General features: G+C 62.5%; 22 protein-coding genes and 1 tRNA gene. 17 read left to right on the forward strand and 6 right to left on the reverse strand.

Features of this window, described 5'->3' with window-relative positions:
* Nucleotides 1–442 precede the first annotated feature (442 nt).
* Nucleotides 443–519: transfer RNA gene (locus tag AC5JDC_RS25910), tRNA-Arg, on the forward strand.
* 298 nt (nt 520–817) lie between these two features.
* On the forward strand, nt 818–943 hold the full coding sequence (locus tag AC5JDC_RS25915; RefSeq protein ID WP_495845924.1) for a hypothetical protein: 126 nt from the start codon (nt 818–820) through the stop codon (nt 941–943).
* Between the two features lie 224 nt (nt 944–1,167).
* On the opposite strand, the gene AC5JDC_RS25920 is transcribed toward AC5JDC_RS25915, so the two are convergent.
* Together AC5JDC_RS25920 and AC5JDC_RS25925 are read right to left on the reverse strand one after the other, a co-directional pair.
* Nucleotides 1,168–3,882, reverse strand: a complete 2,715-nt coding sequence (locus AC5JDC_RS25920; protein ID WP_495845926.1) for a cation-transporting P-type ATPase — start codon at nt 3,880–3,882, stop codon at nt 1,168–1,170.
* 44 nt (nt 3,883–3,926) lie between these two features.
* Nucleotides 3,927–4,151 carry a DUF1634 domain-containing protein gene (locus AC5JDC_RS25925; protein ID WP_495845928.1) on the reverse strand — a complete coding sequence of 75 codons (225 nt, stop codon included), beginning with the start codon at nt 4,149–4,151 and terminating at the stop codon, nt 3,927–3,929.
* A gap of 284 nt (nt 4,152–4,435) precedes the next feature.
* On the opposite strand from AC5JDC_RS25925, the gene AC5JDC_RS25930 reads away from it, so the two are divergent.
* On the forward strand, nt 4,436–5,752 hold the full coding sequence (locus AC5JDC_RS25930) for a bifunctional folylpolyglutamate synthase/dihydrofolate synthase (RefSeq protein WP_495845930.1): 1,317 nt from the start codon (nt 4,436–4,438) through the stop codon (nt 5,750–5,752).
* A 174-nt stretch (nt 5,753–5,926) separates the two neighbouring features.
* Here the strand turns inward: AC5JDC_RS25930 and AC5JDC_RS25935 are convergent, their stop codons facing one another.
* From AC5JDC_RS25935 to AC5JDC_RS25945, 3 genes are read right to left on the reverse strand one after another with little or no spacing between them, the layout of a single operon-like run.
* The gene (locus AC5JDC_RS25935; RefSeq protein WP_210183956.1) at nt 5,927–6,238 is read right to left on the reverse strand and encodes a DUF190 domain-containing protein; all 312 of its coding nucleotides are present in this window, start codon (nt 6,236–6,238) and stop codon (nt 5,927–5,929) included.
* Nucleotides 6,239–6,254: 16 nt separating this feature from the next.
* Nucleotides 6,255–7,250: a sodium-dependent bicarbonate transport family permease gene (locus AC5JDC_RS25940; protein ID WP_495845933.1), complete on the reverse strand. Its 996-nt coding sequence runs from the start codon at nt 7,248–7,250 to the stop codon at nt 6,255–6,257.
* A 54-nt stretch (nt 7,251–7,304) separates the two neighbouring features.
* On the reverse strand, nt 7,305–7,685 hold the full coding sequence (locus AC5JDC_RS25945; protein ID WP_495845935.1) for a hypothetical protein: 381 nt from the start codon (nt 7,683–7,685) through the stop codon (nt 7,305–7,307).
* Nucleotides 7,686–8,038: 353 nt separating this feature from the next.
* On the opposite strand from AC5JDC_RS25945, the gene AC5JDC_RS25950 reads away from it, so the two are divergent.
* Nucleotides 8,039–8,395 (forward strand): helix-turn-helix transcriptional regulator, encoded by a 357-nt coding sequence (locus AC5JDC_RS25950; RefSeq protein WP_495845937.1) that lies wholly within the window; start codon nt 8,039–8,041, stop codon nt 8,393–8,395.
* A gap of 48 nt (nt 8,396–8,443) precedes the next feature.
* Here the strand turns inward: AC5JDC_RS25950 and nhaR are convergent, their stop codons facing one another.
* Nucleotides 8,444–9,361 (reverse strand): transcriptional activator NhaR, encoded by a 918-nt coding sequence (nhaR, locus tag AC5JDC_RS25955; protein ID WP_495845939.1) that lies wholly within the window; start codon nt 9,359–9,361, stop codon nt 8,444–8,446.
* Between the two features lie 113 nt (nt 9,362–9,474).
* Between nhaR and AC5JDC_RS25960 the strand changes: the two genes are divergently transcribed.
* The 13 genes from AC5JDC_RS25960 to AC5JDC_RS26020 all read left to right on the forward strand — a co-directional run bounded on the left by AC5JDC_RS25960 (nt 9,475) and on the right by AC5JDC_RS26020 (nt 24,208).
* The gene (locus AC5JDC_RS25960; protein WP_495845941.1) at nt 9,475–9,804 is read left to right on the forward strand and encodes an HPF/RaiA family ribosome-associated protein; all 330 of its coding nucleotides are present in this window, start codon (nt 9,475–9,477) and stop codon (nt 9,802–9,804) included.
* Between the two features lie 7 nt (nt 9,805–9,811).
* The gene (locus AC5JDC_RS25965; protein WP_495845943.1) at nt 9,812–10,402 is read left to right on the forward strand and encodes a hypothetical protein; all 591 of its coding nucleotides are present in this window, start codon (nt 9,812–9,814) and stop codon (nt 10,400–10,402) included.
* Between the two features lie 21 nt (nt 10,403–10,423).
* Nucleotides 10,424–11,341, forward strand: a complete 918-nt coding sequence (gene htpX / locus AC5JDC_RS25970; RefSeq protein ID WP_495845945.1) for a protease HtpX — start codon at nt 10,424–10,426, stop codon at nt 11,339–11,341.
* Nucleotides 11,342–11,353: 12 nt separating this feature from the next.
* On the forward strand, nt 11,354–12,202 hold the full coding sequence (locus tag AC5JDC_RS25975; protein WP_495845947.1) for a universal stress protein: 849 nt from the start codon (nt 11,354–11,356) through the stop codon (nt 12,200–12,202).
* A 546-nt stretch (nt 12,203–12,748) separates the two neighbouring features.
* Entirely contained in the window at nt 12,749–13,597 is an 849-nt protein-coding gene (locus AC5JDC_RS25980; protein ID WP_495845949.1) for a universal stress protein, read from the forward strand.
* 198 nt (nt 13,598–13,795) lie between these two features.
* Nucleotides 13,796–14,857, forward strand: coding sequence for a TerC family protein (locus AC5JDC_RS25985; protein WP_495845951.1), 1,062 nt, complete (start codon nt 13,796–13,798; stop codon nt 14,855–14,857).
* 163 nt (nt 14,858–15,020) lie between these two features.
* Complete coding sequence (locus tag AC5JDC_RS25990; protein WP_495845953.1) at nt 15,021–15,779, forward strand: tellurite resistance TerB family protein; 759 nt, start codon at nt 15,021–15,023, stop codon at nt 15,777–15,779.
* A 28-nt stretch (nt 15,780–15,807) separates the two neighbouring features.
* A complete protein-coding gene (locus AC5JDC_RS25995; protein WP_495845955.1) occupies nt 15,808–17,382 on the forward strand; it encodes a pyruvate kinase in 1,575 nt (524 codons plus the stop codon).
* 5 nt (nt 17,383–17,387) lie between these two features.
* Entirely contained in the window at nt 17,388–18,434 is a 1,047-nt protein-coding gene (pyrC, locus tag AC5JDC_RS26000; RefSeq protein WP_495846394.1) for a dihydroorotase, read from the forward strand.
* A gap of 37 nt (nt 18,435–18,471) precedes the next feature.
* Nucleotides 18,472–20,193: a dihydroxy-acid dehydratase gene (gene ilvD, locus AC5JDC_RS26005; protein WP_495845957.1), complete on the forward strand. Its 1,722-nt coding sequence runs from the start codon at nt 18,472–18,474 to the stop codon at nt 20,191–20,193.
* Between the two features lie 174 nt (nt 20,194–20,367).
* Nucleotides 20,368–21,300 (forward strand): sulfate adenylyltransferase subunit CysD, encoded by a 933-nt coding sequence (gene cysD, locus AC5JDC_RS26010; RefSeq protein WP_495845959.1) that lies wholly within the window; start codon nt 20,368–20,370, stop codon nt 21,298–21,300.
* Complete coding sequence (gene cysC, locus AC5JDC_RS26015; protein WP_495845961.1) at nt 21,300–23,225, forward strand: adenylyl-sulfate kinase; 1,926 nt, start codon at nt 21,300–21,302, stop codon at nt 23,223–23,225. Before cysD ends, cysC begins: the two co-directional genes overlap by 1 nt.
* A 68-nt stretch (nt 23,226–23,293) precedes the next feature.
* Nucleotides 23,294–24,208, forward strand: coding sequence for a DUF6671 family protein (locus AC5JDC_RS26020; RefSeq protein ID WP_495845963.1), 915 nt, complete (start codon nt 23,294–23,296; stop codon nt 24,206–24,208).
* The last annotated feature ends 46 nt before the right edge of the window (nt 24,209–24,254 follow it).

Consider the following 24,254-nt stretch of genomic DNA (forward strand, 5'->3'; position numbering starts at 1 on the left):
ACCCGTAGCTCAGCTGGATAGAGCGCTGCCCTCCGAAGGCAGAGGTCGTGAGTTCGAATCTCGCCGGGTGCGCCATTTTCTCTCATATTTCCGGGCACTTAGCAAGATCGTTTTTTGTTCTCGCCGCGCCCGAATTCGTCGCGGAAGCACCACGGAAGCAGCGTGAGACGTAGTCTGGCGTGCTGCGGCGTAGCGCGCGTGAGACGTGCGAGCGAAACGCGCAAGCTCAGACATTCGCTTCTGTGCGATGCTTGTCTGCTGTCGGCATTCCTTCGCGCGATGGCATGCCGTTCGAGCAAGAGTTAAGCGCGTGATGGTTTTGCGGTGAGAATGGGGATCTCGAGAATGGGGATCTCGGTTGCGCGTGATCGATCGAACTGGGATAATGTCTGGTCTAGTCGATTGACCGACGCGAGGTCGCCGCGTTAGTAGCGCACTTGATGCACCCGTAGCTCAGCTGGATAGAGCGCCACCCTCCGAAGGTGGAGGCCGCACGTTCGAATCGTGCCGGGTGCGCCACCTACGCCAGGCTGCGACCGCTAACCCTACGATGCGATGCCATACGCATGTGCATCCGATCATCCTCCCACGAGGTACCGCCCCAGCGTAGATGAAAGTGATAACTACGTTTCCGCTGGAGCGCTCGCCTAGAGGGGCGGTTTAGTTCGCCAAAAACACCTTTCGCCGCCGTTTCGCTCACCTCTCTGCTACGACCTGGAACGGTCGGCTTTGCTACCTTTGGCCGGCAACCGCTTTGTTCCAGCCATCGACCTATTCGTCTATCGGATCGGCCGGTCGATCGGCTCCCTGGCGGCGGATGGGCGGGCTGGATACTTTGGTTTTCACAGCAGGAATCGGCGAGAACGCTCCGAGGATTCGCCAGCGTGTCTGCCAGGCAGCAGCTGGGCGTCGGCGCCGACCCGCAATGAGCGCGGCGAGATGAATATCGGCTCCGCCGGGTCAGGCGTCGATGTGCTCATGATACCGGCCGATGAAGAACACGCCGTTGCGGAAGGCGCCTTGGCGTGCCTCGAAACGGCCGAAACAGCGCCGCGAAGCCACGCTTGACGTTGCTCGAATCGCCGGCTGCCCGTGCATGGTCCGACGAGACTGCGCGGTGTGCTGAAGTCGTCCTTGAACACACCTCCTGCTGAGCGACCCTCATGTTCAGGTAGCGTATACCGCATTCCTTGCCCGTTTGATGGCGAGGCGGATTTGCTTTTCGGTCTTGAGAAGAGCGAAAACCGCCACGCCCACGCCGACAATCAGCGCACCGTCCAGAAACGATATCGACTCCGTGGTGAAGATGGCTTGCAGTGGCGGCAGGTAGGTGATGGCGAACTGTGCCAAGGTGACAGTGATCACGGTCGCCCACACGACCTTCGTGCCGCGCACGGCTTTCCATGTCAGCGAGGCACCGTAAATATTGCGGATGAAGAAGAGATGGAAAATTTCCATCACCACCAGCGTGTTGAGCGCCATGGTGCGGGCCAGTTCCACCGAGTAGCCGCGATCCACCGCATAAGTGAAGATGCCGAACGTGCCGCAAAGAAACAGCACCGATACCAGCACGATATGCCACACCAGTTCACCACCGATCAGAGATTCGTTTCGGGGGCGCGGCGGGCGGCGCATTGTGTTTTCCTCGGTCGGCTCGAAGGCGAGCGCGAGGCCCAGCGTCACGGCGGTAATCAGGTTAATCCAGAGAATCTGAAGCGGCGTCAACGGCAGCGTCATGCCAAGGAGCAGCGCCACGATAATCGTCATGCTCTCGCCCGCGTTGGTGGGCAGCGTCCAGCTGATGACTTTCTTGATGTTGTCATAGACGGTGCGGCCCTCGCGCACGGCGGCGGCAATGGAAGCGAAATTATCGTCCGACAAGACCAACTCCGATGCTTCCTTGGCCGCTTCGCTTCCTTTTCGGCCCATCGCAATCCCGGCATCGGCGCGTTTCAGCGCGGGCGCGTCGTTCACGCCGTCGCCGGTCATGGCCACAGTCATGCCGTGCGACTGCAACGCCGTGACGAGGCGCAGTTTATGCTCCGGGCTGGTGCGGGCGAAGATGTCGCAATCCAGTACCGCTCCTTTGAGCGCCGCATCGCCCATGCCGTCGAGATCGGCGCCCGTCAGCACCGTATCGGGATTTTGCAGCCCGATCTGTCTCCCGATGGCGGCGGCGGTCTTGGCATGATCGCCTGTGATCATTTTCACGCGGATACCCGCGCCCCGGCACTCCCCAACGGCCGCAATGGCTTCAGGTCTCGGCGGATCGATCATTCCCACCATACCCAGCAAGGTGAGCCTGCCCTCCACATCGCTATGCTCCAGCACCGTGTGCTCCGGCTTCACCGATCTCACGGCGAAGGCGAGCACACGCTGGCCAAGGGCCGCGATCCTGTCGGATTCTTCGTTCCAATAGGCGCCGTTCAGCGGTTCGACGCCGCCCGTAGTCGTGCGTTGATCACTGCACATGGAAATAATCCGCTCGGGCGCGCCTTTCACGAAGACAAAGGCATGGCGTTCATGATCGTGAACCAAGGTCGCCATGAAACGGTGCTGGGAATCGAAGGCGATGGCTTCCGTGCGTGTCCATTCCGCCTGTTGCTTGCGGACGTCCGTTCCGATCTTGCCGGAGAAGGCCAGGAGCGCCCCTTCCATCGGGTCGCCTTCCACCACCCAAACGCCTTCATGTTCCCGCAACGCGGCGTCGTTGCAAAGGGCGCTCGCACGGGCGAGTTCATCCAGAACAGCGTGCTCGTTTGCATCGATTTCCGTATCCTCCAGCCGGATGACGCCCTTCGGCTCATAGCCGGTGCCGTCCAGCGTGAAGAGATGCTGACGCGTCAGGACCGAAGCGACCATCATCTCGTTGCGCGTCAGGGTGCCGGTTTTATCGGTGCAGATGACCGAGACGGCGCCGAGCGTCTCGATCGCCGGCAGGCGGCGCACGATGGCGTGGCGTTTGGCCATGGCCTGCACACCGATGGCGAGCGTAATGGTCAGAACCGCGGGCAGTCCCTCCGGTATGGCCGCCACCGACAGGCCCACCACCACCATGAATATTTCTGAGAATTCGTAATGGCCGACGAAATAGCCGTAGATAAGCAGCAGCGCGGCAATCAGCAGAATGAGGAGAGTCAGCCATTTGGCGAACACGTCCATCTGCTTCACCAGCGGCGTGGTGAGCGTTTCCACCGTCGACAGCAATCCACTGATGCGCCCGATTTCCGTTGCGCCGCCCGTAGCCACGACGACGCCCTTGCCCCGACCGGAGGCCACCAGCGTGCCGCTAAACGCCATGCCGGAGCGGTCACCCAGCGGGGCGGCGGCGGCGACCGGTTCAATGTGCTTTTCCACCGGAACGGATTCGCCGGTCAGGATGGCTTCCTGCACGGACAGGCCATGCGCCGAAAGCAGCCGCAGATCGGCAGGAACCTTATCGCCTGCTTCCAGCAGCACGATATCGCCCGGCACCAGCGCCTCGCCCTCGATGCTACGGCGCTCGCCGTCACGCAGCACATTTGCGCGGGGCGCCAGCATCTGGCGGATGGCGTCCATCGCCTTCTCTGCCTTGCCCTCCTGAATGAAGCCGATGGTGGCATTGGCAAACACCACCGCCAGAATAACCAGCGTATCGACGACATGATTCAGAAGCGCCGTGACGACGGCGGCCCCGATCAAGACGTAAATCAGAATATTATGAAATTGCAGCAGGAAGCGCACGAACACGCTGCGCTTCCTGGTCTCCGGAAGACGGTTCGCGCCGTAAGTCTTGAGCCGCGCCTCGGCTTCCGCCCGACTCAAGCCCGCAGGCGTCGCCTTCAGTCCCTGAAGCGTCGTCTCAACTGACCAGTGGTGCCATGCTGCATGATCGTCAACCATACCTTAATACGCCTTCACCGTCGGACGGCTCCCCTCAGCACTATTTAGCCGCGCACTAGCTTGGCTGACGGCCCGGCGGGTTCGGCGATGCTATCGCGCTCCGCGGGGCCAGTCATCCGGTCGGGTCGGAATGCCGCGAGTGCGACATGCAGACGGAGCACGGGCGCGAAGACGAGCGCCAGAAGACCTAATAGGATGAACGTGACGCTGCGGTCGTGGAGCGGGGTAATGCCCACGCGGGCACGCAGTGAGGACGGATAGAAGGTCATGGCTCACCTCTCTTTCGACTGGCTGCCACGGCCCAATCGTAGGTGAACCGAATCAAGCAATCAGGCGTTCACGCGGACCGACGGTCGCATCCTTACGGAACTTGATGTACGCGATCAAATGGTTACCGTGCCGGGACGATGCTGCCTCTGATAATTACGCGCAATAGGCTCGTAACCGCAAAGTGGCCCCTCAGGTTGTGATTTTGGCAAAGGCGAGCTTGGGATCCCCGATCCAACCACCAAATCTGTATCTTCCTGAGCAGGACAGAAATTGGTGAAGCATAATGGTCCAAGTCGACGCTATTCTTGCGCGCCTGCTCGCGCTCCATCCCAAGCGGATCGATCTCTCGCTCGACCGCATGTGGCGCATTCTCGACAGGCTTGGCCATCCCGAGCGACGCTTGCCGCCGGTGATCCACGTCGCTGGCACCAATGGCAAGGGTTCGACCGTCGCCTTTCTGCGTGCGATCCTGGAAGCGGCCGGGCTCGGCGTTCACGTCTACACCTCGCCCCACCTCGTGCGCTTCAACGAGCGCATCCGTCTTGCGCGACCGGGCGGCGGCGCGCTGGTCGAGGACGACGAGCTCGCGGATGCATTTTCGACCTGCGAGCGGTTGAATGCCGGAGTTCAAATCACGTTCTTTGAAATAACCACCGCTGCAGCGTTCCTGCTGTTCGCGCGCCATCCCGCCGATGTGCTGCTGCTCGAGGTCGGCCTGGGTGGCCGGCTCGATGCTACCAACGTGATCGAACGCTTGCTTGCGAGCGTGATCACTCCAATCTCGCTCGACCATCAAGACTTCCTCGGCAACACCATCGAGCTGATCGCGGCAGAGAGGGCGGGTATCCTCAAGCGCAATGTGCTGGCAGTAACCGCGCCGCAGTCGCGGGAGGCGCTCACGGTGATCGAGCGGCAGGCCGCGCGTATGTGCGCGCCGCTTCGGATTGCTGGCAAGCACTGGGCCGTGACGCCCGAGCGCGGCCGCATGGTTTTCCGGGACGAGCACGGGCTCATCGACCTGCCGGCGCCTCGTCTGTCTGGCCGTCATCAGTTCGACAACGCGGGTGCCGCAATCGCCACCTTGCGCAGCATTCCTGAACTGCAGATTCCGCATGCAGCCTTCAAGCAAGGCGTCGCCAAGGCCGAATGGCCAGCGCGCATGCAGCGTCTCGCTCACGGCCGGCTGGTGGAACTGGCGCCGCAAGGCAGCGAGCTGTGGCTCGATGGCGGACACAATCCAGACTGCGGCCGTGCGGTCGTCAGCGCGGTTGCGGATCTTGAGAAGCGCGATCCGCGGCCGCTCGTGCTCATCGTCGGCATGCTCACGAGCAAGGACTGCGAAGGCTTCCTCATGAACTTCGGCGGGCTCATCTGCCGTGTCATCGCCGTGCCGATCCAGCATGACACGGCTCTGCCATCCGAGAAGATCGCACAGGTCGCCGGCCGCGTCGGCATTCCGGCCGAGACCAGCGACAGCGTCAGCGAAGCGCTTGCCACCATCTCCGCGCTTGGCCTCCATCCGGCCCCCCGAATCCTCATTACCGGCTCGCTATATCTCGCCGGAGAGGTGCTTGCCGCAAACCGTACGCTGCCAACCTAATCTGATACGTGCGGTCCTAATGGCATACCTTACCGACACCCATGAGAATTGGCTGCTTTTCCCGTAAAGCGTGATTTGTTCACGCCGGTTATGAAGAAACGCAGCAACGTAATTCAGATGCGTAACAAGCACGCGGACGGTAAGAGAAAAGTATATGGCACCGTCCGGGCGTGGTTAGAAATGCTCATCACGAATGACCTCGACGTCGGAAACCACCACGATCCCGGCGTAGTTTTCGAGAAGTGGCTGGGATTGTTCCACAATGCGACGCACGATCTCCTCCGCGGCAACCACGATGATCATGACGTTGCGAAACACATCGGAGAGGTGAGCCTCGTCACGTATGCCGCGATTGCCTTTGCCAGAGACATTGGGCACGATGGTGTAGCCCTTGGCGCCTACCGCCTCGATCATCTCAATGATGGCGCGGGCGCGCGCCGCTTCCACGATGATCTCGATCCTCTTCTTCCGATAGAGTTGCGTCACGGGACAGTCCTTTCGATCACAGTGCGACGAGCCATTGCGCGCCAGCGTAATAAAGCGGGATGCCTACAATCAAATTGAACGGGAAGGTGACGGCCAAAGACAAGGGAATGTAGATCGCCGGATTGGCCTGCGGCAGCGACAGGCGCATTGCCGCCGGAACCACGATATAGGAGGCGCTTGCGGCGAGTACGGCGACGAGCGTCATGCCGCCCAAAGACAGGCCGATGGCATGGGCTGCGAGCAGCCCGATCATGGCTCCGCTCAGGGGCATGTAGAGGCCGAACGCCACCACCGGCCAGCCCACCGCTCTGAAGTCGTGCAGGCGGCGGCCGACAAGCAAGCCCATGTCGAGAAGGAAGACGGCAAGCACGGCCTTGAACGGATCGACAATTGCCGGCGCCATTACCGCCATGCCCTTGTCGCCTGTGACCCAGCCAATCGCGAAACTGCCACCGAGCAGCACCACACCGCCGCTCAGGAACACCTCGCGGGCGACTTCTCTCGAAAGGAAAGGCGCGCGCGACGCGGTCGGTCCGGCAGCGTTAGAGCGACGGGCGAGAAGAAGGCCGGTCACGATGGCCGGCGTCTCCATGAGGGCGAGCATCGCCACCACGTAACCTTCATACGGTATGGCTCGGTATCCCAGAAAGCCGGTCGCCGCAACGAAGGTTACGATGCTGACGGAACCGTAGTGCGCCGCTACGGCGGCTGCGTTTGGAATATCGAGCCGTGTGGCCGCGCGGAGTAAGGCATAGGCAAGGAGAGGCAGGCAAAAACTGAGCGCGAGCGCCAGGACCAAGGCGACTGCGACTGCGCCGGCAACGCCGTTCGAGGCGAGCTCGACGCCGCCCTTGAATCCGATCGCCAGCATCAGATAGAGCGACAAACCCTTGCTGATTGCCTCGGGGATGGCGAGATCGGATTTGAGCCAGCCGGCTGTGACGCCCAAGGCAAAGAACAGGACCATCGGTGACAGTAGGTTGCCGATGGCAAGCTGGAGCAGCGTATCCACAAGGAATTGTCCTGCTGTTATGAAAGCTAGGGTTGAGCGAGGAGATCGAAGTGATTAGTTGCGTCGGCGGCCTCCAATGAGGTTCGTCAACGTTCCGGTAGAACTGTCCCACGACATGGGTTCACCGATCAGGCCCGGGAACACCTTTTGCAACTGCTCGGTGTGAAGCAGAATAGAATTGCTGTCGTCATCCGCATCGAAGACGGGATGAAACTGGCGTGCGCTTGGGTATTGGCGTGATGGCTGCTGCTTGATCAGGGCTGATACCAGTGTTTCGCGGAAAGTGATGGGGTCAGACGATGCTCCTCCATGGTCGGCATCGAGCCAGCACAGACACCATATTCCACTCACGCCGACGCTTTCGCGAATCTGGAAGTGGCACAGGCGAGACGCCAAGCCGAAGCCGCATATTTCAGGCGGCGCGTCCACCATCACGGGATCTATCCATATTCCGACGAATCTCCGGTCCTGTTGCGCACGCACTGTCGGGAGCCGCGCGCGCTGAAATGCCAGAAACTCCCCAGCCTCCCGGCAAGTGCGGGGAACATCGTCTCTGGACCGCACTAGGAGTAAAAGGCAGGTGGCTAATTGTGACACTGGCAACACCCCTTCATTAGCCCCAGCCGGGCGAGCTCGTACGCGTCCTGCGCCCCCAAGTTGCCGCGTCCGCGTCTGAACACGGGTGGCCAGCGCACAATCAACCCCGCATCCGCTGTGGATGCGAACTCTATATCACGATATAAGAAACGCGACACTTATTTCGTATTTCCATATAGGAGCTCTCGTTCATGCTGGCAACAGCAAGGTCCCAATCTGACGCGTCACCATCCGCCAGCTGGACGTTCCTGACCAACCACGCCCACGTGCTGTTATGCTTGGTCGAGAACCCGGAGGCGAGAATGCGCGAGGTTGCCGTTCGGGTCGGGATCACGGAGCGCGCCGTGCAGCGCATCGTCGCCGAACTGGAGGAGGCAGGCTATCTCAGCCGCATGCGTGAAGGGCGTGCGAATCGCTACCTCGTCCATGAGGACTTGTTCCTTCGGCATCCCGTCGAAGGTCATTGCACGATCGCCGGACTGATCGGCATGGTGCTCGGAAATCCAAGACGCCCGCAATCCTCCCGCAAAAGCGCTCGTAACGCCTGAGGGCCCTGTCTTACTTTATCTTTATCTGACGGGTTTGGCAGAACCCGCTCAAGTCGAGGCGGATGCTCTTTCCTCGACGAACAGGTCCGTCTTCGCTGCTTCGCTAATCGCCACGACGGCAGGATGGGTCAGTTTGCGTTCCACGGAGATGGCGTAATATTTTGCTGCGACGCTGTCGGCGCGGCCGATGATTTCAGCTTCGTATTGGCTGCGAATCTCGTGGGCCAGTACTGTCGGTGCTGGGAAAATACCAGCGCCCGCCTTGCCAAAAGCCTTCATCAGCGCGGTGTCGTCGAACTCGCCGACAATGCGTGGCTCGATTTCATGTTCGCTGAACCACCGTGTAAGCGCCCCCCGCATGGTTGCGCCATCGCTTGGGATCAGCATGGGGGCTCCGTTCAGGGATCGCGGAAAGCCCTCCTGGTAGCGCGCGGCAAGTCCGGGTACGGCATAGAAGGCGATCGGTGTGCGCCCGAGAGCGTGGCTGTAGCCTTTCACCCCCAATTCAGAAGGCAGCGGACGGTCGGCGATCACGAGATCCATTTTGTGGATGGCGAGTTCTGCGAACAACCGCTCCAGCTTGTCCTCCCGGCAGATCAGGCGTACGCGCCCGCCACTGCCAAGCGCCGGAGCGAGCAGATGGTAAGCGATCGACTTCGGCACGACGTCCGCCACCCCCACCCGAAACAGCATGTCGCTGCGGCCGGGGCGGTTGCGTACCGTCTCCTCTAGCTCTCTTCCAATCTGGAAGATCTCGTCGGCGTAGGAAAGGGTCAGCTGCCCCGCCGCGGTCAGCTCCAGCCGTCGCCCGACGCGGCGGAACAGCTCCGTTCCGAGCGCTTCCTCCAGCGTGCCGATCTGGGCGCTGATGGTCTGCGGCGCGAGACGCAACTGCTCGGCGGCTCGCGCAATGCTGCCGACCTTCGCGACCTTCCAGAAATAGTGCAGCTGCTTGTAATTCAACACGGCCGGCCAATCCAATTAGCAGTTTTTTTCGACTGATGCACACCGGATTATCTGCTTTTTGTGATGACAGATCAAGCCTACATACTGCACGAACTTGGGTGGTGGATGGAGGAATGATGAGAACCGCGATTCAAGTGCGTAACTCGGACCTCACAGATGAGCTGCGTGAGTATGTGGAACATCGGTTAGCATTCGCACTGTCGCAATTTCCAGAGCACATTCGGGGCGTTGTCGTAGTCTTGTCCGATATCAACGGACCGAAGGGCGGCATAGACAAGCGCTGCAGTCTGCGCGTTCGGCTGAACGGGCGGTCAGATATCGTCATCGAGGAAACAGAGGCGGACTTTCATGTCGCGGTGGATCGCGCCGCGGATCGGGCCAAGCGGACTCTGGGCCGCCGTCTGCGTCGCGTGCGCGATACCTTCAGTGAACGGGCTTCGTGAGGCGGTGATGCGCAGCCCCCTCCATGAGCATCGGTTTTCGGCGCTGGCAGTCTCGGCTCTGCGCAAGGTGCGGGCGCGCACCTGGCTGATCCTTGGCGCCGCCGTTGTCGGGATCCTCGGTCTGGTGACTTGGGCCGGGATCGCGCTCCTATCCTGGTTGTGGGGGCAGTTTCCGGTGGCGACCGAGGCGGGCAAGCGCCTTGCCGGCGAGGCCGTGACGCAGATCGAACAGGTGGCGCCCGGCGTGAAAGAACAGGTCGGCCAGTGGGTGCCGGGTCTCGTCGGAGAATCGCCGGCGAGCGACGTGAGTGGCACCGATGTCGGGCCGGTACCGCGCTTTCCCGGTTTGGTGCGCAGCCATTTTGCGCGGGGGGAAAAGACGGTGGAGGTCCGCTACGCGGGGCGCGGGGCGTTCGACTCCGTGCGCGCGCATTACGTTCAAGGCTTCGCTGCGGCGGGATACGCCCAAGAGGTAACGGATGCAACGCTGGAAGCTGAACATCACAGCTTCAGGGCCGGCCAAGAGTCGATCGAGCTCTCGCTGCTGCGCCAAGCGGGAGGGCGCATGGAAGTTCGATTGAAGGTTCTGGCTCAGTAGGAATTTGGCGAGGAGCGCCGGGTGAAACGCACAGCGCTATTCCTAGCAACCAATTTGGCGGTTGTGCTAGTCTTGTCGGTTACCCTGCGCTTGCTGGGCGTCGAACCCTACCTCAATGAACAGGGCCTCAATCTCAACGCTTTGCTCATCTTCGCGGCCGTCTTCGGCTTCGGCGGCGCCTTCGTTTCCCTCGCCCTCTCGAAATGGACCGCCAAGAGGGCGGTCGGCGCCCAAGTCATCGCCCAGCCCAGCACACCGACGGAACAATGGCTGATGCAAACCGTGGCCCGCCAGGCCCAGGCCGCCGGCATCAAGATGCCCGAGGTTGCGGTCTACGATTCGCCGGAGGTCAACGCTTTCGCTACCGGCATGAGCAAGAACTCCTCGCTCATCGCCGTGTCCACCGGGCTGCTGCAGCGGATGAGCCGGGAAGAAGCCGAGGCGGTGCTGGGGCACGAAGTGTCGCACGCCGCCAATGGCGATATGGTGACGATGGCGCTGATCCAGGGCGTGGTGAACACCTTCGTCATGTTCCTGTCCCGGGTCATCGGCCACCTGGTGGACCGGATGGTGTTCAGGACCGAACGTGGCCAGGGACCGGCTTTTTTCGCCACCATGATTGTCGCTGAATTACTGCTTGGCGTCCTCGCATCGATCATCGTCATGTGGTTCTCGCGCCACCGGGAATTCCGCGCTGACCGAGGCGGCGCCGAGCTTGCCGGCCGGCGGCACATGATCGCCGCACTTCATCGCCTGGCGTCGCTGCACACGGCACCCCTTCCCGACAGAATGGCAGCCTTCGGCATCGCAGGCGGCGTAGGCAGCGGGTTGAAGCGCCTGTTCATGACCCACCCGCCATTGGAAGAGCGGATTGCGGCGCTGGAAAACGCAAACAAGGATCCGCATGACGCGGTCTATCTGAAGCACCAGATCAATTGAGGAGATAAGAGAATGGCTTTCAAGGATGTCCTGCTCCAATTGAGCAGTTATCCCGAACCGACCGCGGCTGCGGCGATCGAGCAAGGGGTCGGTTTCGCTGAGACGTTGGGGGCGCACATCTCGGCCCTGACTTTCAAAATAGATATCCCGAGCACCAGCAACGTGCTTGCGAATGCGCTGCTTGACATTCCGGCGATGGTCGCGTCCGAACGGCAAAGGAGTACGGCGAGCGCGCAGAAACTCATCAGTGTTTTCGAAGCCACGGCGAGGAAGCGCGGCGTTCCGCACCAACAGACCGTAGAGTCGTGCGCGACTTCGCAGCTAGCGGCCCTCGTGACCGAGCACGCCAGGATGCACGATATCACCATGATCCCGGTAGGTGAGGAGGTGGGGCTTCAGCAATATGTCGCCGAGAGCGTGATATTTGGCTCCGGTCGACCGACGATTGTCTTCCCCCAGGCGCCGAAACGCAGCGATCCTTTGTCTCTCAACGTCATTGGCGTGGCTTGGGACTTCAGCCGGCCGGCTGCCCGGGCCGTGGCGGATGCGCTGCCGATCCTGGAGCGCGCGAAAACGGTACGGGTGGTGACGATCAGACAGGAGAAGACGATTGAGACGAGGCGCTCGGCCGCTGATCTGGTGAAGCATCTTGCATTTCATGGCATTGAAGCGGTCCTGGAGGAGGAAGACGCCGCCGGACGGACAATCGGGCAGGCTCTTGAAGATTATGTGAGCGCCCGTGAAATCGACCTCCTCGTCATGGGAGCCTACGGACACTCCCGTCTGCGCGACTTCGTCCTGGGTGGCGCTACGAAGACCATCATCGCCCACCCGCCGTTGCCAGTGCTCCTGTCGCATTGAGGTGTTGCATCCACCGCTGCGCGACGGCGGGTGGGCGCTGATGGTGTGCGGGCGCGAGGCGGCGCGCTCGATGCTGGTTCGTGACCGTCCAGAGCAGCGTGACTGCTTGTACTCCGATCCGCAGCTTTTCTCGATCAAAGCACCGCTATTAATCTGCTTTTTTTGACGATCAATCAGGCCCACATTCCGCACATGCTCAGAATCTTGGTGGATGGAGGATTGATGATCGTTGTTCAGACGCCTGGCGGGGACCGACCGATGATGCTCGGGCGCAAACTGCATCACGGTGATCGGCAAGACAATCTCCGTGAATTTGGCAGATCAGTTTCCCGACCGCGGCATCGTTGGCCAAACCGCGCCGGAACCTTCGGCCATTGAAATCGAGCGCAGCGGCTCCATCCCCGCCGTCACCAAGCGGCTCTGCGCTTGGCAAAGGCACAGGCAAACGCACGGGGAGGAACAGGCGCCGTGCGGACTGACGAACAACGACGGCACAAGACGGCGATGCCGTCCCGAACCATCCGGACCAAGCTGGGATTTGAGAGAATGGCTTTCAACGACGCCCTGCTTCACGTGAGCAGCTATCCCGATCCGACCCCGGTTGCGGCGGTCGAGCAAGCGGTCGACTTCTCCGCGGCGTTAGGCGCGCGCATCTCGGCGCTGACTTTCAAAGTCGAAATCCCGCTAACCAGCAACATAGTTGCAGACATGTTGCTCGACATCCCGGGCATGATTGCGGCGGCGCGGCGGAGGAGCGTGGCGCATGCCCAGAATCTGATCGGTGCGTTCGAAAGCATGGCGACGAAGCGTGGCGTCACACACCAGCAGATCATCGTGTCATGCACCACGGTGCAGCTCCCGGACATCGTGACTGAACGCGCCAGGATGCACGATGTCACGATGGTCCCGATCGGCAAGGACGCGGACCTACAGCAGCAAGTCGCCAAGAGCGTGATACTCGGCTCGGGGCGACCGACGATTGTCTTCCCGGAAACGCCCAAAAAGCAGCAGTTCTTTTCCCTCGATATCGTTGGAGTGGCTTGGGACTTCAGCCGGCCCGCGGCACGAGCCGTGGCGGATGCTCTTCCGCTCCTTCAGCGCGCCAAGACCGTGCGGGTGGTGACGATCACACAGAAGAAGGTGCCCGATACGAGAAGCTCGGGAGGGGAACTCGCGGAGCATCTCGCCTGTCATGGCATCGAGGCTGTCCTTGAGGAGGAAGACGCCGCCGGCCGGACAATCGGCCAAGCTCTCGAAGAGTATGCAACCGCGCACGACCTCGACCTGCTCGTAATGGGTGCCTACGGGCACTCCCGCTTGCGCGACTTGATCCTGGGTGGCGCGACGAAGACCATCGTCGCGAACCCGCCGCTGCCAGTGCTCCTCTCACATTGAGATGGAGCACATACGGCTGTGCATCGGCGAGCGACAACCCAACAAGAGCCATTGGCGCTATCGCAATTGGCCCGCTCGCTAACGTCTCAAACGCTCCCGAAGGCCCCCGGGTCCCGCTGGCGGTCGAGCATGGGGCAATGGGGAGCCCGTAACGCATTCAACGGGTGTTCCCAAACACCCGAAAAGTAGGGATTACGCATGGAACTGCTCGCCGAATTACTGACCAGCGAATTCCTCGGCAAGTCGGCCTGGCTCTGGCTTGCCTTCCTAGCCATAGTCGGCGCGTTGCTCGCCTTCGACCTCGGCATTCTTCACAAGAAGGATAAAGAGCTCGGTGTCGCGGAAAGCCTGAAGCTGTCGGTGTTCTACATCGCTGTCGCGCTTGCGTTCGGCGCCTGGTTGTGGTGGTCCATGGGCGCGACCTCGGGCATGGAATACTTCACGGGCTACGCCCTCGAGAAGGCGCTTTCCATCGACAACGTCTTCGTCATCTCGCTCATCTTCGGCTACTTCGCGATTCCCGCCAAGTATCAGTACCGGGCGCTGCTGTGGGGGATAATCGCGGTGCTGGTCTTGCGCGGCATCATGATCGGGCTCGGCGCAGCGCTCGTACAGCAGTACGAGTGGGTGCTCTATATCTTCGCTGTCTTTCTTATCGCCACGGGGATCAAGATCCTCGTCGTCGGCGAGGGCGAGAAAGACGTGTCGAAGAACCCGATCGTGCGCTTCCTATCCAAGCGCATGCGGGTGTCGGCAGAGTTGCACGGTTCGCATTTCTTCGTTCGCAAACCAGACCCGAAGACAGGCAAGCTCGCGCGCTTCGCGACGCCCCTATTCCTGGCGCTGGTCATGATCAACATCGCCGATCTGGTATTCGCGGTCGACTCGGTGCCGGCGATCTTCGCTATCACGACCGACACGTACATCGTGTACACGGCCAATATCATGGCGATCCTCGGGCTTCGCGCCCTCTATTTCGCCCTCGCCGCCATGGTGCACCGCTTCGAGTATCTCAAATACGCGCTCGCCATCGTGCTTGTCTTCATTGGCGCGAAGATCTTCTGGAACCAGATCGTCGGCAAACTGGACCCCGCGATCTCGCTCAGTGTGACCTTGTCCATTATCGCGGGCGGCGTCCTGTTCTCGCTCTGGAAGACCCGTGCGGCCGTGACAGACGAAACCGCGAGCCACGGTCTAACAGCTCCGCTCCCGGATCCCATCGGAAGACGGCCCTCCACCCGCCCCGCCGGAGACGATTGATGACCATTGATGTCCCGTCTGCTCCGTCGCGCACACCATTGCATCCTCCGCCGTCCCCGCCTGATGCATCGATGCCGACACTCGCGAAACGTCATCGCCCGCCGCAGCGCGCTCGACGGTAACCCGCAGGATGCCCATAGCCAGTCCATCACAGGAGAACGATATGATCGATGTGAACAAGCTGTTGACCGCCGTGCTGGCGGGCGGCCCGTCGACAGGTCAAAGCCGTACGGAAGGTGCTCAACCGCTCGATCGCGGCGGACGAGCGGGCCTCGGCGATTTCTTCGGCGCCAATGTGGGTGCGCTCGGCACCGGCGCGCTCGCAGGCGGTTTGGCCGGCACCCTCTTGACCTCGAAGCACGCGCGGAAGTTCGCCGGCGGGGCTATGCAAATCGGCGGCGCTGCCCTGCTCGGTGGGCTCGCCTACAAGGCATATAGCAATTACCGTGCCGGCAAGCGGCTGATACCGCAAAGCGTCAGCGACATGCTTGGTGGCCTCATTCCGGGGCAGGCCGGTGCGTCGCAAGAAGCCTCGGGCGGCTTTCTCTCACCTCCGGATGCGATGCCACGGGATGGCACCGCCACCCTCTTGCTACGCGCGATGATCGCTTCGGCCATGGCCGACGGCCGCTTTGACGAAACCGAGCGTGCCCGCCTGATCGAGCGCGTCGAAGCCAGCGGCCTCTCAAGCGAAGAACGACGTTATCTTGAGTCCCTGATCGCGCGCCCCGACACACCGGACCAGCTTGCGGCGGCTGCGCGAGGTCCAGAGGCGGCCGCGCAAGTCTATCTGGCGGCTTTTATCGCCATCGATGCCGATACCCCGGCCGAGACGGCCTGGCTCGATGATCTCGCCAGCAAGCTTGAACTTGACCCGGCCCTGCGCAGGAACATCGAGGCCGCTGGCCACGGCACCGCGTGATCATGTGAGGCGCGCGATCGGAGTACCAATGACGCTGAATGCGATCCACCGTTCGAGCTCGAAACGTCCTGCTGCGGGCCGCTCCTGCGAGGCAGACCGGAAGGTGTCTGCGGAGCGCCTCCTGTCGAGGATGAATCGCATCCGAGCTGCCGTCATTCAGGAGAGCCAAGCCATTGAGGAGGACTGGACGCCCAAGGTGGCGCGGCGGAGTTTTCTGCCTGGAGCGATCAATCTCGCGCAATATCTGGCGTTCCGGCGGCATGATCTAAGCGCTGTCCAGCATCAACTCTCGGCGCTTGGACTAACTTCGCTCGGACGGAGTGAGGGCCGCGTTATGGCAACACTTGACGCCGCCTGCGCGAGGCTGACCGAAATGGCCGGTCAGCCCGCGGTGTCCCATTCCACCCCCTTAGCCTTCCGGAACGGAAGGCGGATTTTGAGGCGAGAGCAGGCCAGGATCTTTGGGAGCGATCCACACGGGCACGGCACGCGGATCATGGTGACGCTGCCGACCAGAGCCAGTCAAGATCGCGCCCTGGTCGCCGATATCATTCGTGCTGGGGCAGATTGCCTACGCATCAACTGCGCGCATGGGGGACCGGAGACCTGGGCGGCCATGATCGAAAACAGCCGCACCGCGGCGGCCGATCAAAACAAAGCCTGCCGGATTCTCATGGATATCGCCGGCCCGAAATGCCGGATTGCCGAAGTCTTCGCGCCGAAGAAGACGCGGCTCTACCGAGGCGACCTTCTCATGTTGGCTGGTCGCATGCCCGCGCAGGTAGAGGCTGGCGATATCGTCATCCGTGTGACGTTCCCTGCCGTACTTGATCAGCTTGAGGTCGGAGCACGTATCTTCATCGACGATGGCCGCATTGGAGCGAGCGTCGAAAGGATTGAGCCTGACGGCGTGATGCTTCGCGTGGAGCAGGCGCGCAGCAAGGGGGAGAAGCTCAGGCTCAATAAGGGGCTGAACTTCCCGGATACGGCGCTCGATCTTCCGCCTCTGACCGAGAAGGATCTCCGCGATCTCGATTTCGTTGCGGAGAATGCCGACCTCGTCGGGTTCTCCTTCGTTCAGCGTCCGTCGGACATCACGCTTATTCAGCGGGAATTGGCAGCACGACGCGGTGGACGTCCCGTGCAGCCTTTAGTGATCAAGATCGAAACCGCGCTCGCCGTCAGGAACCTTCCCGACCTGATCGTGCATGGCGCCGGGCAACAGCCACTGGCGGTCATGATCGCGCGTGGAGATCTGGCGGTCGAACTTGGTTTCGAACGCATCGGCGAAGTCCAAGAGAACATTTTATGGCTTTGCGAGGCGGCCCATGTGCCGGTCATCTGGGCGACCCAGGTCTTGGCCGGGATGGTGGAAGAAGGAGCACCCAGCAGGGCGGAAGTGACCGACGCGGCCATGGGGCAGCGCGCCGAATGCGTGATGCTCAACAAAGGACCATTCATCGTCGAGGCTGTGCGTTTCCTCGACAACGTGCTCCGGCGCATGGATCGCCACCAGTCGAAGAAGTCGGCGCGGCTCACGCCGCTGGAGCTCTGGATAGAACCGCAAGGTACGCGTCAGGCGCGGGAAGCGGGGCGAACGTGACCCTGGTGGAAAAGATAACCCTCCCTCGACCCGACGACTGGCATGTGCACCTTCGCGATGGCGCCATGCTGCGCATGGCGCTGCCCTGGACGGTGCGCACGTTCGGACGCGCCATCGTCATGCCGAACCTCGATCCGCCGGTGACGACGGCCGCCCAGGCGGCCGCCTATCGCGATCGGATCCGGCGCGTCTTGCCCGACGGCTCCAGGTTCGAGCCGCTGATGACGTGTTTCCTGACCGAAGAGACCGATCCCGAAGACGTCACACAAGGCTTCGTCGAAGGGATTGTCACGGCGGTCAAGATGTACCCGGCCCGCAGCACCACGAACTCCGCCGCCGGCGTGACCGACATTCGCCGGGTCCACCGGGTATTGGAGAGGATGCAGGGCGTCGGCATGCCACTTTTGATTCATGGTGAGGTGGCCGATCAGGAAACGGACGTTTTCGACAGGGAGAAGGCGTTCATAGACCGGGTGCTTGTCCGGCTGCGAGCCGATTTCCCCGCGCTGCGGATCGTCTTGGAGCACATTACGACCGCCGAAGCCGTGGACTACGTGCAGGACGCCGAGGGTCCCATCGGCGCCACCATCACGGCGCACCACCTCATGATCAACCGCAACGCGATGTTCGCGGGCGGTATCCGGCCGCACATGTTTTGCCTGCCCGTAGCCAAGCGAGAGGGGCACCGCCTGGCATTGAGGGGGGCCGCGACCTCCGGCGATCCCCGGTTCTTCCTCGGTACGGATTCGGCGCCGCACCTGATCCAGGACAAGGAATCGGCATGCGGCTGCGCCGGCATCTTCACCGCGCCCCTTGCCCTTGAGCTCTACGCCCAGGTTTTCGAGGAGCAACGAGCTCTCGATCGGCTCGAGGCCTTCGCGTCGCTCAACGGCGCACGGTTTTACGGCCTGCCGCCGAACACCGAGACAGTCACGCTCGTGCAATCGCCGTGGCAACCGCCAGAATTGCTGCCGGTCGGCGAGGCCGATCACGTGCGTGTGTTCTGCCCGGAGGGCAAAGCTCGTTGGCGCCTGCTCCAACCGGCGGACTGAAAGAGCTTGATCCCAGTTCAATGAGAGAACCCGACCCATGACACATCATTTCGACAAATCCAGACTGCCAAGCCGCCACACGACAGTCGGCCCCGAGCGGGCACCGCATCGGTCGTTCCTCTACGCCATGGGATTGACCGATGCCGAGATCGCACAGCCCTTCGTCGGTGTCGCCACGTGCTGGAACGAGGCGGCCCCGTGCAACATCACCCTCAGCCGTCAAGCACAGGCTGTCAAACTGGGCGTCAAGGCAGGTGGCGGCACCCCGCGCGAGTTCACCACCATCACCGTGACCGACGGCATCGCCATGGGCCACCAGGGCATGAAGTCGTCGCTGGTGAGCCGCGAGGTGATCGCCGATTCGGTCGAACTCACCATGCGCGGCCATTGCTACGACGCGCTGGTAGGCCTTGCCGGGTGCGACAAGTCACTGCCCGGCATGATGATGGCCATGGTCCGTCTCAACGTGCCGAGCGTGTTCATATACGGCGGTACGATCCTGCCGGGGCGCTTCCGCGGCAAGGACGTCACCGTGCAGGACGTCTATGAAGCGGTGGGAAGCTACCAGGCCGGCCAAATCTCCGAGGACGAGCTACACGCTCTCGAATGTGTCGCTTGCCCTTCCGCTGGTTCGTGCGGCGGCCAGTTTACCGCCAACACCATGGCTTGCGTCTCCGAGGCGCTCGGCCTCGCACTGCCCGGTTCGACCGGTGCGCCGGCACCCTACGAGAGCCGTGACGCCTTCGCGGAAGCGTCTGGCAAGGCCGTGATGAACCTGTTGGCTCGCGACCTCAGGCCGCGCGACATCGTCACCCGCAAGGCGCTGGAGAACGCCGCCGCCGTGGTGGCGGCCTCCGGCGGGTCGACCAATGTGGCGCTGCATCTGCCGGCGATCGCACACGAGGCGGGCATCGACTTCGACCTGCATGCGGTCGCCGAGATTTTCAAGCGCACACCCTATATCGCCGACCTCAAGCCTGGAGGGCGCTACCTCGCCAAGGATCTGTTCGAGATCGGCGGCGTGTCAGTGATCCTGAAGACGCTACTCGACGGCGGCCACTTGCACGGCGACTGCATCACGGTGACAGGCAAGATGATCGCCGAAAACCTGGCCGACGTGGTCTTCCCGACCAACCAGGACATTGTTCGCCCGATCTCCGACCCGATCACCACCACCGGCGGCGTAGTCGGTCTGCGCGGCACGCTCGCCCCGGAGGGCGCGATCGTCAAAGTGGCCGGCATGACGGACCTCAGGTTCCGCGGGCCGGCCCGGTGCTTCGACTCCGAGGAGGCGGCTTTCGACGCCGTCCAGAAGCGCGAATACCGGCCGGGGGAGGTCATCGTTATTCGCTACGAAGGGCCGAAGGGCGGCCCCGGTATGCGTGAGATGCTGGCGACCACGGCAGCCGTTTACGGCCAGGGCATGGGCGACAAGGTGGCGCTCGTCACCGACGGGCGCTTCTCCGGCGCCACGCGCGGCTTCTGCATTGGGCATGTCGATCCGGAAGCAGCCGTCGGCGGCCCGATCGCATTGCTGAAGGACGGTGACATCATCGCCATCGATGCCGAAGCGGGAGTGCTCGACGTCGAGCTCTCGGCCGAAGAGCTGGAAGTTCGGCGCAAGGACTGGAGACCGCGTCGTCACGACTTCCAGTCGGGGGCGCTCTGGAAATTTGCGCAGACTGTGGGGCCGGCCTCGAAAGGCGCGGTCACCCACCCTGGCGCCGCCGCAGAGACACACACCTATGCCGACATCTGAGGTCCGCCACGACAGAAGGCCAATCTGCCGCCTTTTCGGCTGCGCGCAAATGTCTTGCCGTCTCCGTCAAGCGCGACGCCGCGTGAGGTTCCCACAATGGCGCGCGACGACGTGGGGAAGTCGCAAGCCGCTCCGCGGCCTAACGAATTCAAGTCTCGGAGGTTCTAGTCTGGCATGACACTGGTCGACGCTCACAGCAGAAATGAACTGCACTTCTCGCACATACGCCGGCTCGAGGCCGAGTCGATCGCCATTATCCGAGAGGTTGCCGCCTGTTTTCAGCGGCCCGTGCTGCTCTACTCGATCGGCAAGGACAGCTCGGTCCTGTTGCATCTGGCGCAAAAGGCATTCGCCCCGGCGCCGCTGCCGTTCCCGGTGCTGCATGTCGATACCGGATGGAAGTTCCGGGAAATGATCGCCCACCGCGACAGCACCGCCGCGCGCCTTGGGTTCGAACTCCTGATTCACACGAACGAGGAAGCGGTGCGGGCCGGCATCACGCCGTTCACCGCCTCTTCAGCCGTCTACAACCATGCGACGAAGACCGAGGGCCTGAAGCAGGCGATGCACCGCTGGGGCTTTGATGCCGCGATCGGCGGTGCGCGCCGCGACGAGGAGAAGTCGCGCGCCAAGGAACGCATCTTCTCACACCGCAATCCGGCCCAGCGCTGGGAGCCCAAGGCCCAGCGGCCGGAGTTCTGGCATGCTTGGAACACCCACCTCGCCCCCCGCGAATCGATGCGTGTGTTTCCGCTGTCCAATTGGACCGAGCGCGACGTCTGGACCTATATCTGGATCGAAGGCATTCCCCTCGTCCCCCTTTATTTCGCGAAGCTCCGGCCCGTCGTCCGCCGCCAGGACACCTGGATCACGGTGGACGACGACCGCATGCCTCTTGAGCCCGGCGAACAGCCCGAATTGCGATCGGTCCGCTTCCGCTCCATCGGCTGCTATCCCTATACCGGGGCGATCGATAGCACCGCCGCCACGCTCGCCGACATCCTGCTCGAGATGCGGTCGACGCGCATGAGCGAGCGCCAGGGACGCTTGATCGACCACGATCAGCCCGGATCGATGGAGCGCAAGAAACAGGAAGGATATTTCTGATGCGCGACACGCCCCATCAGATGCCGGAAGAGGAAAGCCCGGACGCCATCATCGCCCGCGTCATCGCCGCCGAGCAAGCCAAGTCGCAGCTTCGGCTGTTGACGTGCGGCAGCGTCGATGACGGCAAATCCACGCTGCTCGGGCGAATCCTCTACGACGCCGACTGCGTCTACGAGGACCAGCTTGCGCGGCTGTTCGATGAGAGCAGAGGCCGCGTGCCGGAGGGCGATCTCGATTTCTCACTCTTGCTCGACGGGCTCATGTCCGAGCGCGAGCAGGGCATCACGATCGACGTCGCCTGGCGCTTCTTCGAAACCGACAAACGCAAGTTCGTCGTCGCCGATTGCCCGGGCCACGAACAGTACACGCGCAACATGGCCACCGGCGCATCGCAAGCCGATGCCGCCCTGCTGCTGGTCGACGCGCGCAAGGGCGTCCTCACCCAGACGCGGCGTCATGCTCATATCCTCGCCTTGATGGGCATCCGCCACGTCGCCGTGGCGGTGAATAAGATGGACCTGGTTGGCTTTGATCGAGCTGCGTTCGAGCGTCATGCGGCAGAGATTGCCGACCTTGCTGCAGCGCTCGGCTTCACCGACGCGGTTGCCGTCCCGGTCTCGGCGCTCAAGGGCGACAATGTGCTGACCTGCTCGGCCGCGATGCCCTGGTTTGACGGCCCCACCGTTATTGGCTGGCTGGAGTCGGTCGCCGTCGCCGCCGTCGTCGAGAGGGGTCCGTTTCGCATGCCGGTGCAATGGGTCAGTCGTGCAGGCCAGGACTTCCGCGGTTTCTCCGGGTGGATTGCGAGCGGTAGTGTTCGCCCGGGAGACTCGGTCATGGTGGCCCGCTCCGGCGCGCGTGCCGTCGTCGCTCGGATCATGCCGGAATATGATTACGGCCAGGCCGTTGCCGGGCAGTCGGTCACGCTGGTGCTTGACCGCGACGTGGACGTAAGCCGCGGCGACGTGCTGGCTGCGGCCGATAAACCGCCCATTATCGCGGATCAGTGTCAGGCGCATCTGCTGTGGTTGGGCGAGGCGCCCATGATCCCCGGCCGCCAGTACCTGATGCGGCTCGGCACCGATGAAGTCCCGGTGACCGTCACTGTGCTGAAGCATCGCATCGACGTGAACACGCGCGCGCATCTCGCTGCCCGGCAGCTCGCAATGAACGAACTCGCGGTCGTGAACCTCGCTGCCGATCGCCCAGTGGCATTCGACCCTTATGCCGAAAACCGCGACATGGGCGGCTTCGTGCTGGTCGACCGCATCACCCATGCCACGGTGGGGGCCGGGATGATCGACTTCGCGCTGCGGCGCGCCGGCAATATCCCGTGGCAAGCCTTCGATACCGCTCCCGATGCGCGTGCCGCGGCGAAGGGGCAGCGCCCGGCGATCCTGTGGTTCACCGGACTGTCGGGGGTTGGCAAGTCGACGATTGCGAACATCGTCGACCTCAAGTTGATGGCGACTGGCTTCCACACGTTTGTGCTGGACGGCGACAATGTCCGGCACGGGCTCAATCGCGATCTGGGCTTCACCGAGGCGGATCGAGTCGAGAACATCCGCCGCATGGCCGAGGTTGCGAAGCTGATGGCCGATGCCGGGCTTGTCGTGCTGGTCTGCGCGATTTCACCCTATGCGCGCGACCGGGCGCTCGCGCGTAAGATCGCCGGCAGTCATCCATTCTATGAGATCTTTGTCGATGCGCCGCTGACGGTGGCGGAAGCGCGCGATCCCAAGGGGCTTTATGCGAAGGCCCGGGCGGGAAAAATCGCAAATGTTCCAGGCATCGATGTGCCCTACGAGGCGCCGGAGGCGCCGGAATTGCGGCTCACCTCCCACGACGCGCCAGCCGAGGCGCTGGCCGATCGAGTTCTCCATCTCTTGCAACTCGGCCGCACCCTCAAAGTAACCGATAACTAGGGAGCCTTCGCCCAAAATGTACAGCACGGCGGATAGCCATTTCCGAATCGACGCGGGGTCGCGCCTCCATGCCGATCTCTGATCCCCGCGACACCCTTTCTCACGCGCTTCCCGATCAGGCCGGCGGCGACCAATTTCATCTGGCGGGCGCAAGGGCCGTGATCGCCACGATGCACGGCAAGGAGCGTGTGATCGCCCCGTTGCTCAGCGAGGCGCTTGGCCTCGATTGCGTTGTGCCCTCGGCCTTCGATACCGACCGCTTCGGGACCTTCAGCCGCGAGATCGAGCGGACCGGTTCGCAGCTCGATGCCGCACGTGCCAAGATCGTCGCGGCGTTCGAACACGTACCGCATGCACGTGTGGCAGTCGCAAGCGAAGGCAGCTTCGGGCCTCATCCCCAAATTCCCTTCGTCCCGCTCGGCCGCGAGCTCGTCGTAATGAGGGATCGCGTCAGCGGTCTCGAATTGATCGGTCATTATGCGGGCCTGTCGACGAATTTTGGCCACGCGGTCGTTACGGACCTGGCCGGCGCCAGTGCGTTCGCCGAACGCGCGCGATTTCCCGGACATGGGGTGATCGTCATGGGCTGCGTCGATCAGCAGCCGGCGCCCAGGCGCGCGCTGATCAAGGACATTGACGCTTGGGCCGAACTGCAAAGAGCGATTGAGGAGGTGATCACGATCTGCGGCGCCGCCTTCGTTGAGACCGATATGCGCGCCCATCGCAACCCCACCCGAATGCGCACCATCAAACGCGCGACGCTGGACCTTGTCCGCCGGTTTCGGAGCCTGTGCCCGATCTGCGCTCGACCCGGATTTGCCATCACCAAACGGCTATCCGGCCTGCCATGCTCATGGTGCGGAGGCCCAACACTCGCGCTGAAGGCTGATGTCTATAGCTGTGAGGGGTGCGGTTACCGGGAAGAGCGCGCGGTGAAGGCGGCGACAGCGGACCCGGGGCAATGCGGGGAGTGCAACCCGTGACCAAGGGAACGAAGGGAGATCAGAATGGCCGCTTCCCAATCGCCCG

Source organism: Kumtagia sp. (assembly GCF_059502445.1).

What these genes read in the sequence shown, in the direction of transcription:
- AC5JDC_RS26020 (WP_495845963.1), top strand. Translation starts at nt 23,294, where the DNA reads ATGCCGATCTCTGATCCCCGCGACACCCTTTCTCACGCGCTTCCCGAT.
- AC5JDC_RS25990 (WP_495845953.1), top strand. Translation starts at nt 15,021, where the DNA reads ATGATCGATGTGAACAAGCTGTTGACCGCCGTGCTGGCGGGCGGCCCG.
- cysD (WP_495845959.1), top strand. Translation starts at nt 20,368, where the DNA reads ATGACACTGGTCGACGCTCACAGCAGAAATGAACTGCACTTCTCGCAC.
- AC5JDC_RS25950 (WP_495845937.1), top strand. Translation starts at nt 8,039, where the DNA reads ATGCTGGCAACAGCAAGGTCCCAATCTGACGCGTCACCATCCGCCAGC.
- cysC (WP_495845961.1), top strand. Translation starts at nt 21,300, where the DNA reads ATGCGCGACACGCCCCATCAGATGCCGGAAGAGGAAAGCCCGGACGCC.
- ilvD (WP_495845957.1), top strand. Translation starts at nt 18,472, where the DNA reads ATGACACATCATTTCGACAAATCCAGACTGCCAAGCCGCCACACGACA.
- AC5JDC_RS25925 (WP_495845928.1), bottom strand. Translation starts at nt 4,151, where the DNA reads ATGACCTTCTATCCGTCCTCACTGCGTGCCCGCGTGGGCATTACCCCG.
- AC5JDC_RS25965 (WP_495845943.1), top strand. Translation starts at nt 9,812, where the DNA reads ATGCGCAGCCCCCTCCATGAGCATCGGTTTTCGGCGCTGGCAGTCTCG.
- AC5JDC_RS25960 (WP_495845941.1), top strand. Translation starts at nt 9,475, where the DNA reads ATGATGAGAACCGCGATTCAAGTGCGTAACTCGGACCTCACAGATGAG.
- AC5JDC_RS25985 (WP_495845951.1), top strand. Translation starts at nt 13,796, where the DNA reads ATGGAACTGCTCGCCGAATTACTGACCAGCGAATTCCTCGGCAAGTCG.
- AC5JDC_RS25975 (WP_495845947.1), top strand. Translation starts at nt 11,354, where the DNA reads ATGGCTTTCAAGGATGTCCTGCTCCAATTGAGCAGTTATCCCGAACCG.
- AC5JDC_RS25915 (WP_495845924.1), top strand. Translation starts at nt 818, where the DNA reads ATGGGCGGGCTGGATACTTTGGTTTTCACAGCAGGAATCGGCGAGAAC.
- AC5JDC_RS25995 (WP_495845955.1), top strand. Translation starts at nt 15,808, where the DNA reads ATGACGCTGAATGCGATCCACCGTTCGAGCTCGAAACGTCCTGCTGCG.
- AC5JDC_RS25930 (WP_495845930.1), top strand. Translation starts at nt 4,436, where the DNA reads ATGGTCCAAGTCGACGCTATTCTTGCGCGCCTGCTCGCGCTCCATCCC.
- AC5JDC_RS25920 (WP_495845926.1), bottom strand. Translation starts at nt 3,882, where the DNA reads ATGGTTGACGATCATGCAGCATGGCACCACTGGTCAGTTGAGACGACG.
- AC5JDC_RS25980 (WP_495845949.1), top strand. Translation starts at nt 12,749, where the DNA reads ATGGCTTTCAACGACGCCCTGCTTCACGTGAGCAGCTATCCCGATCCG.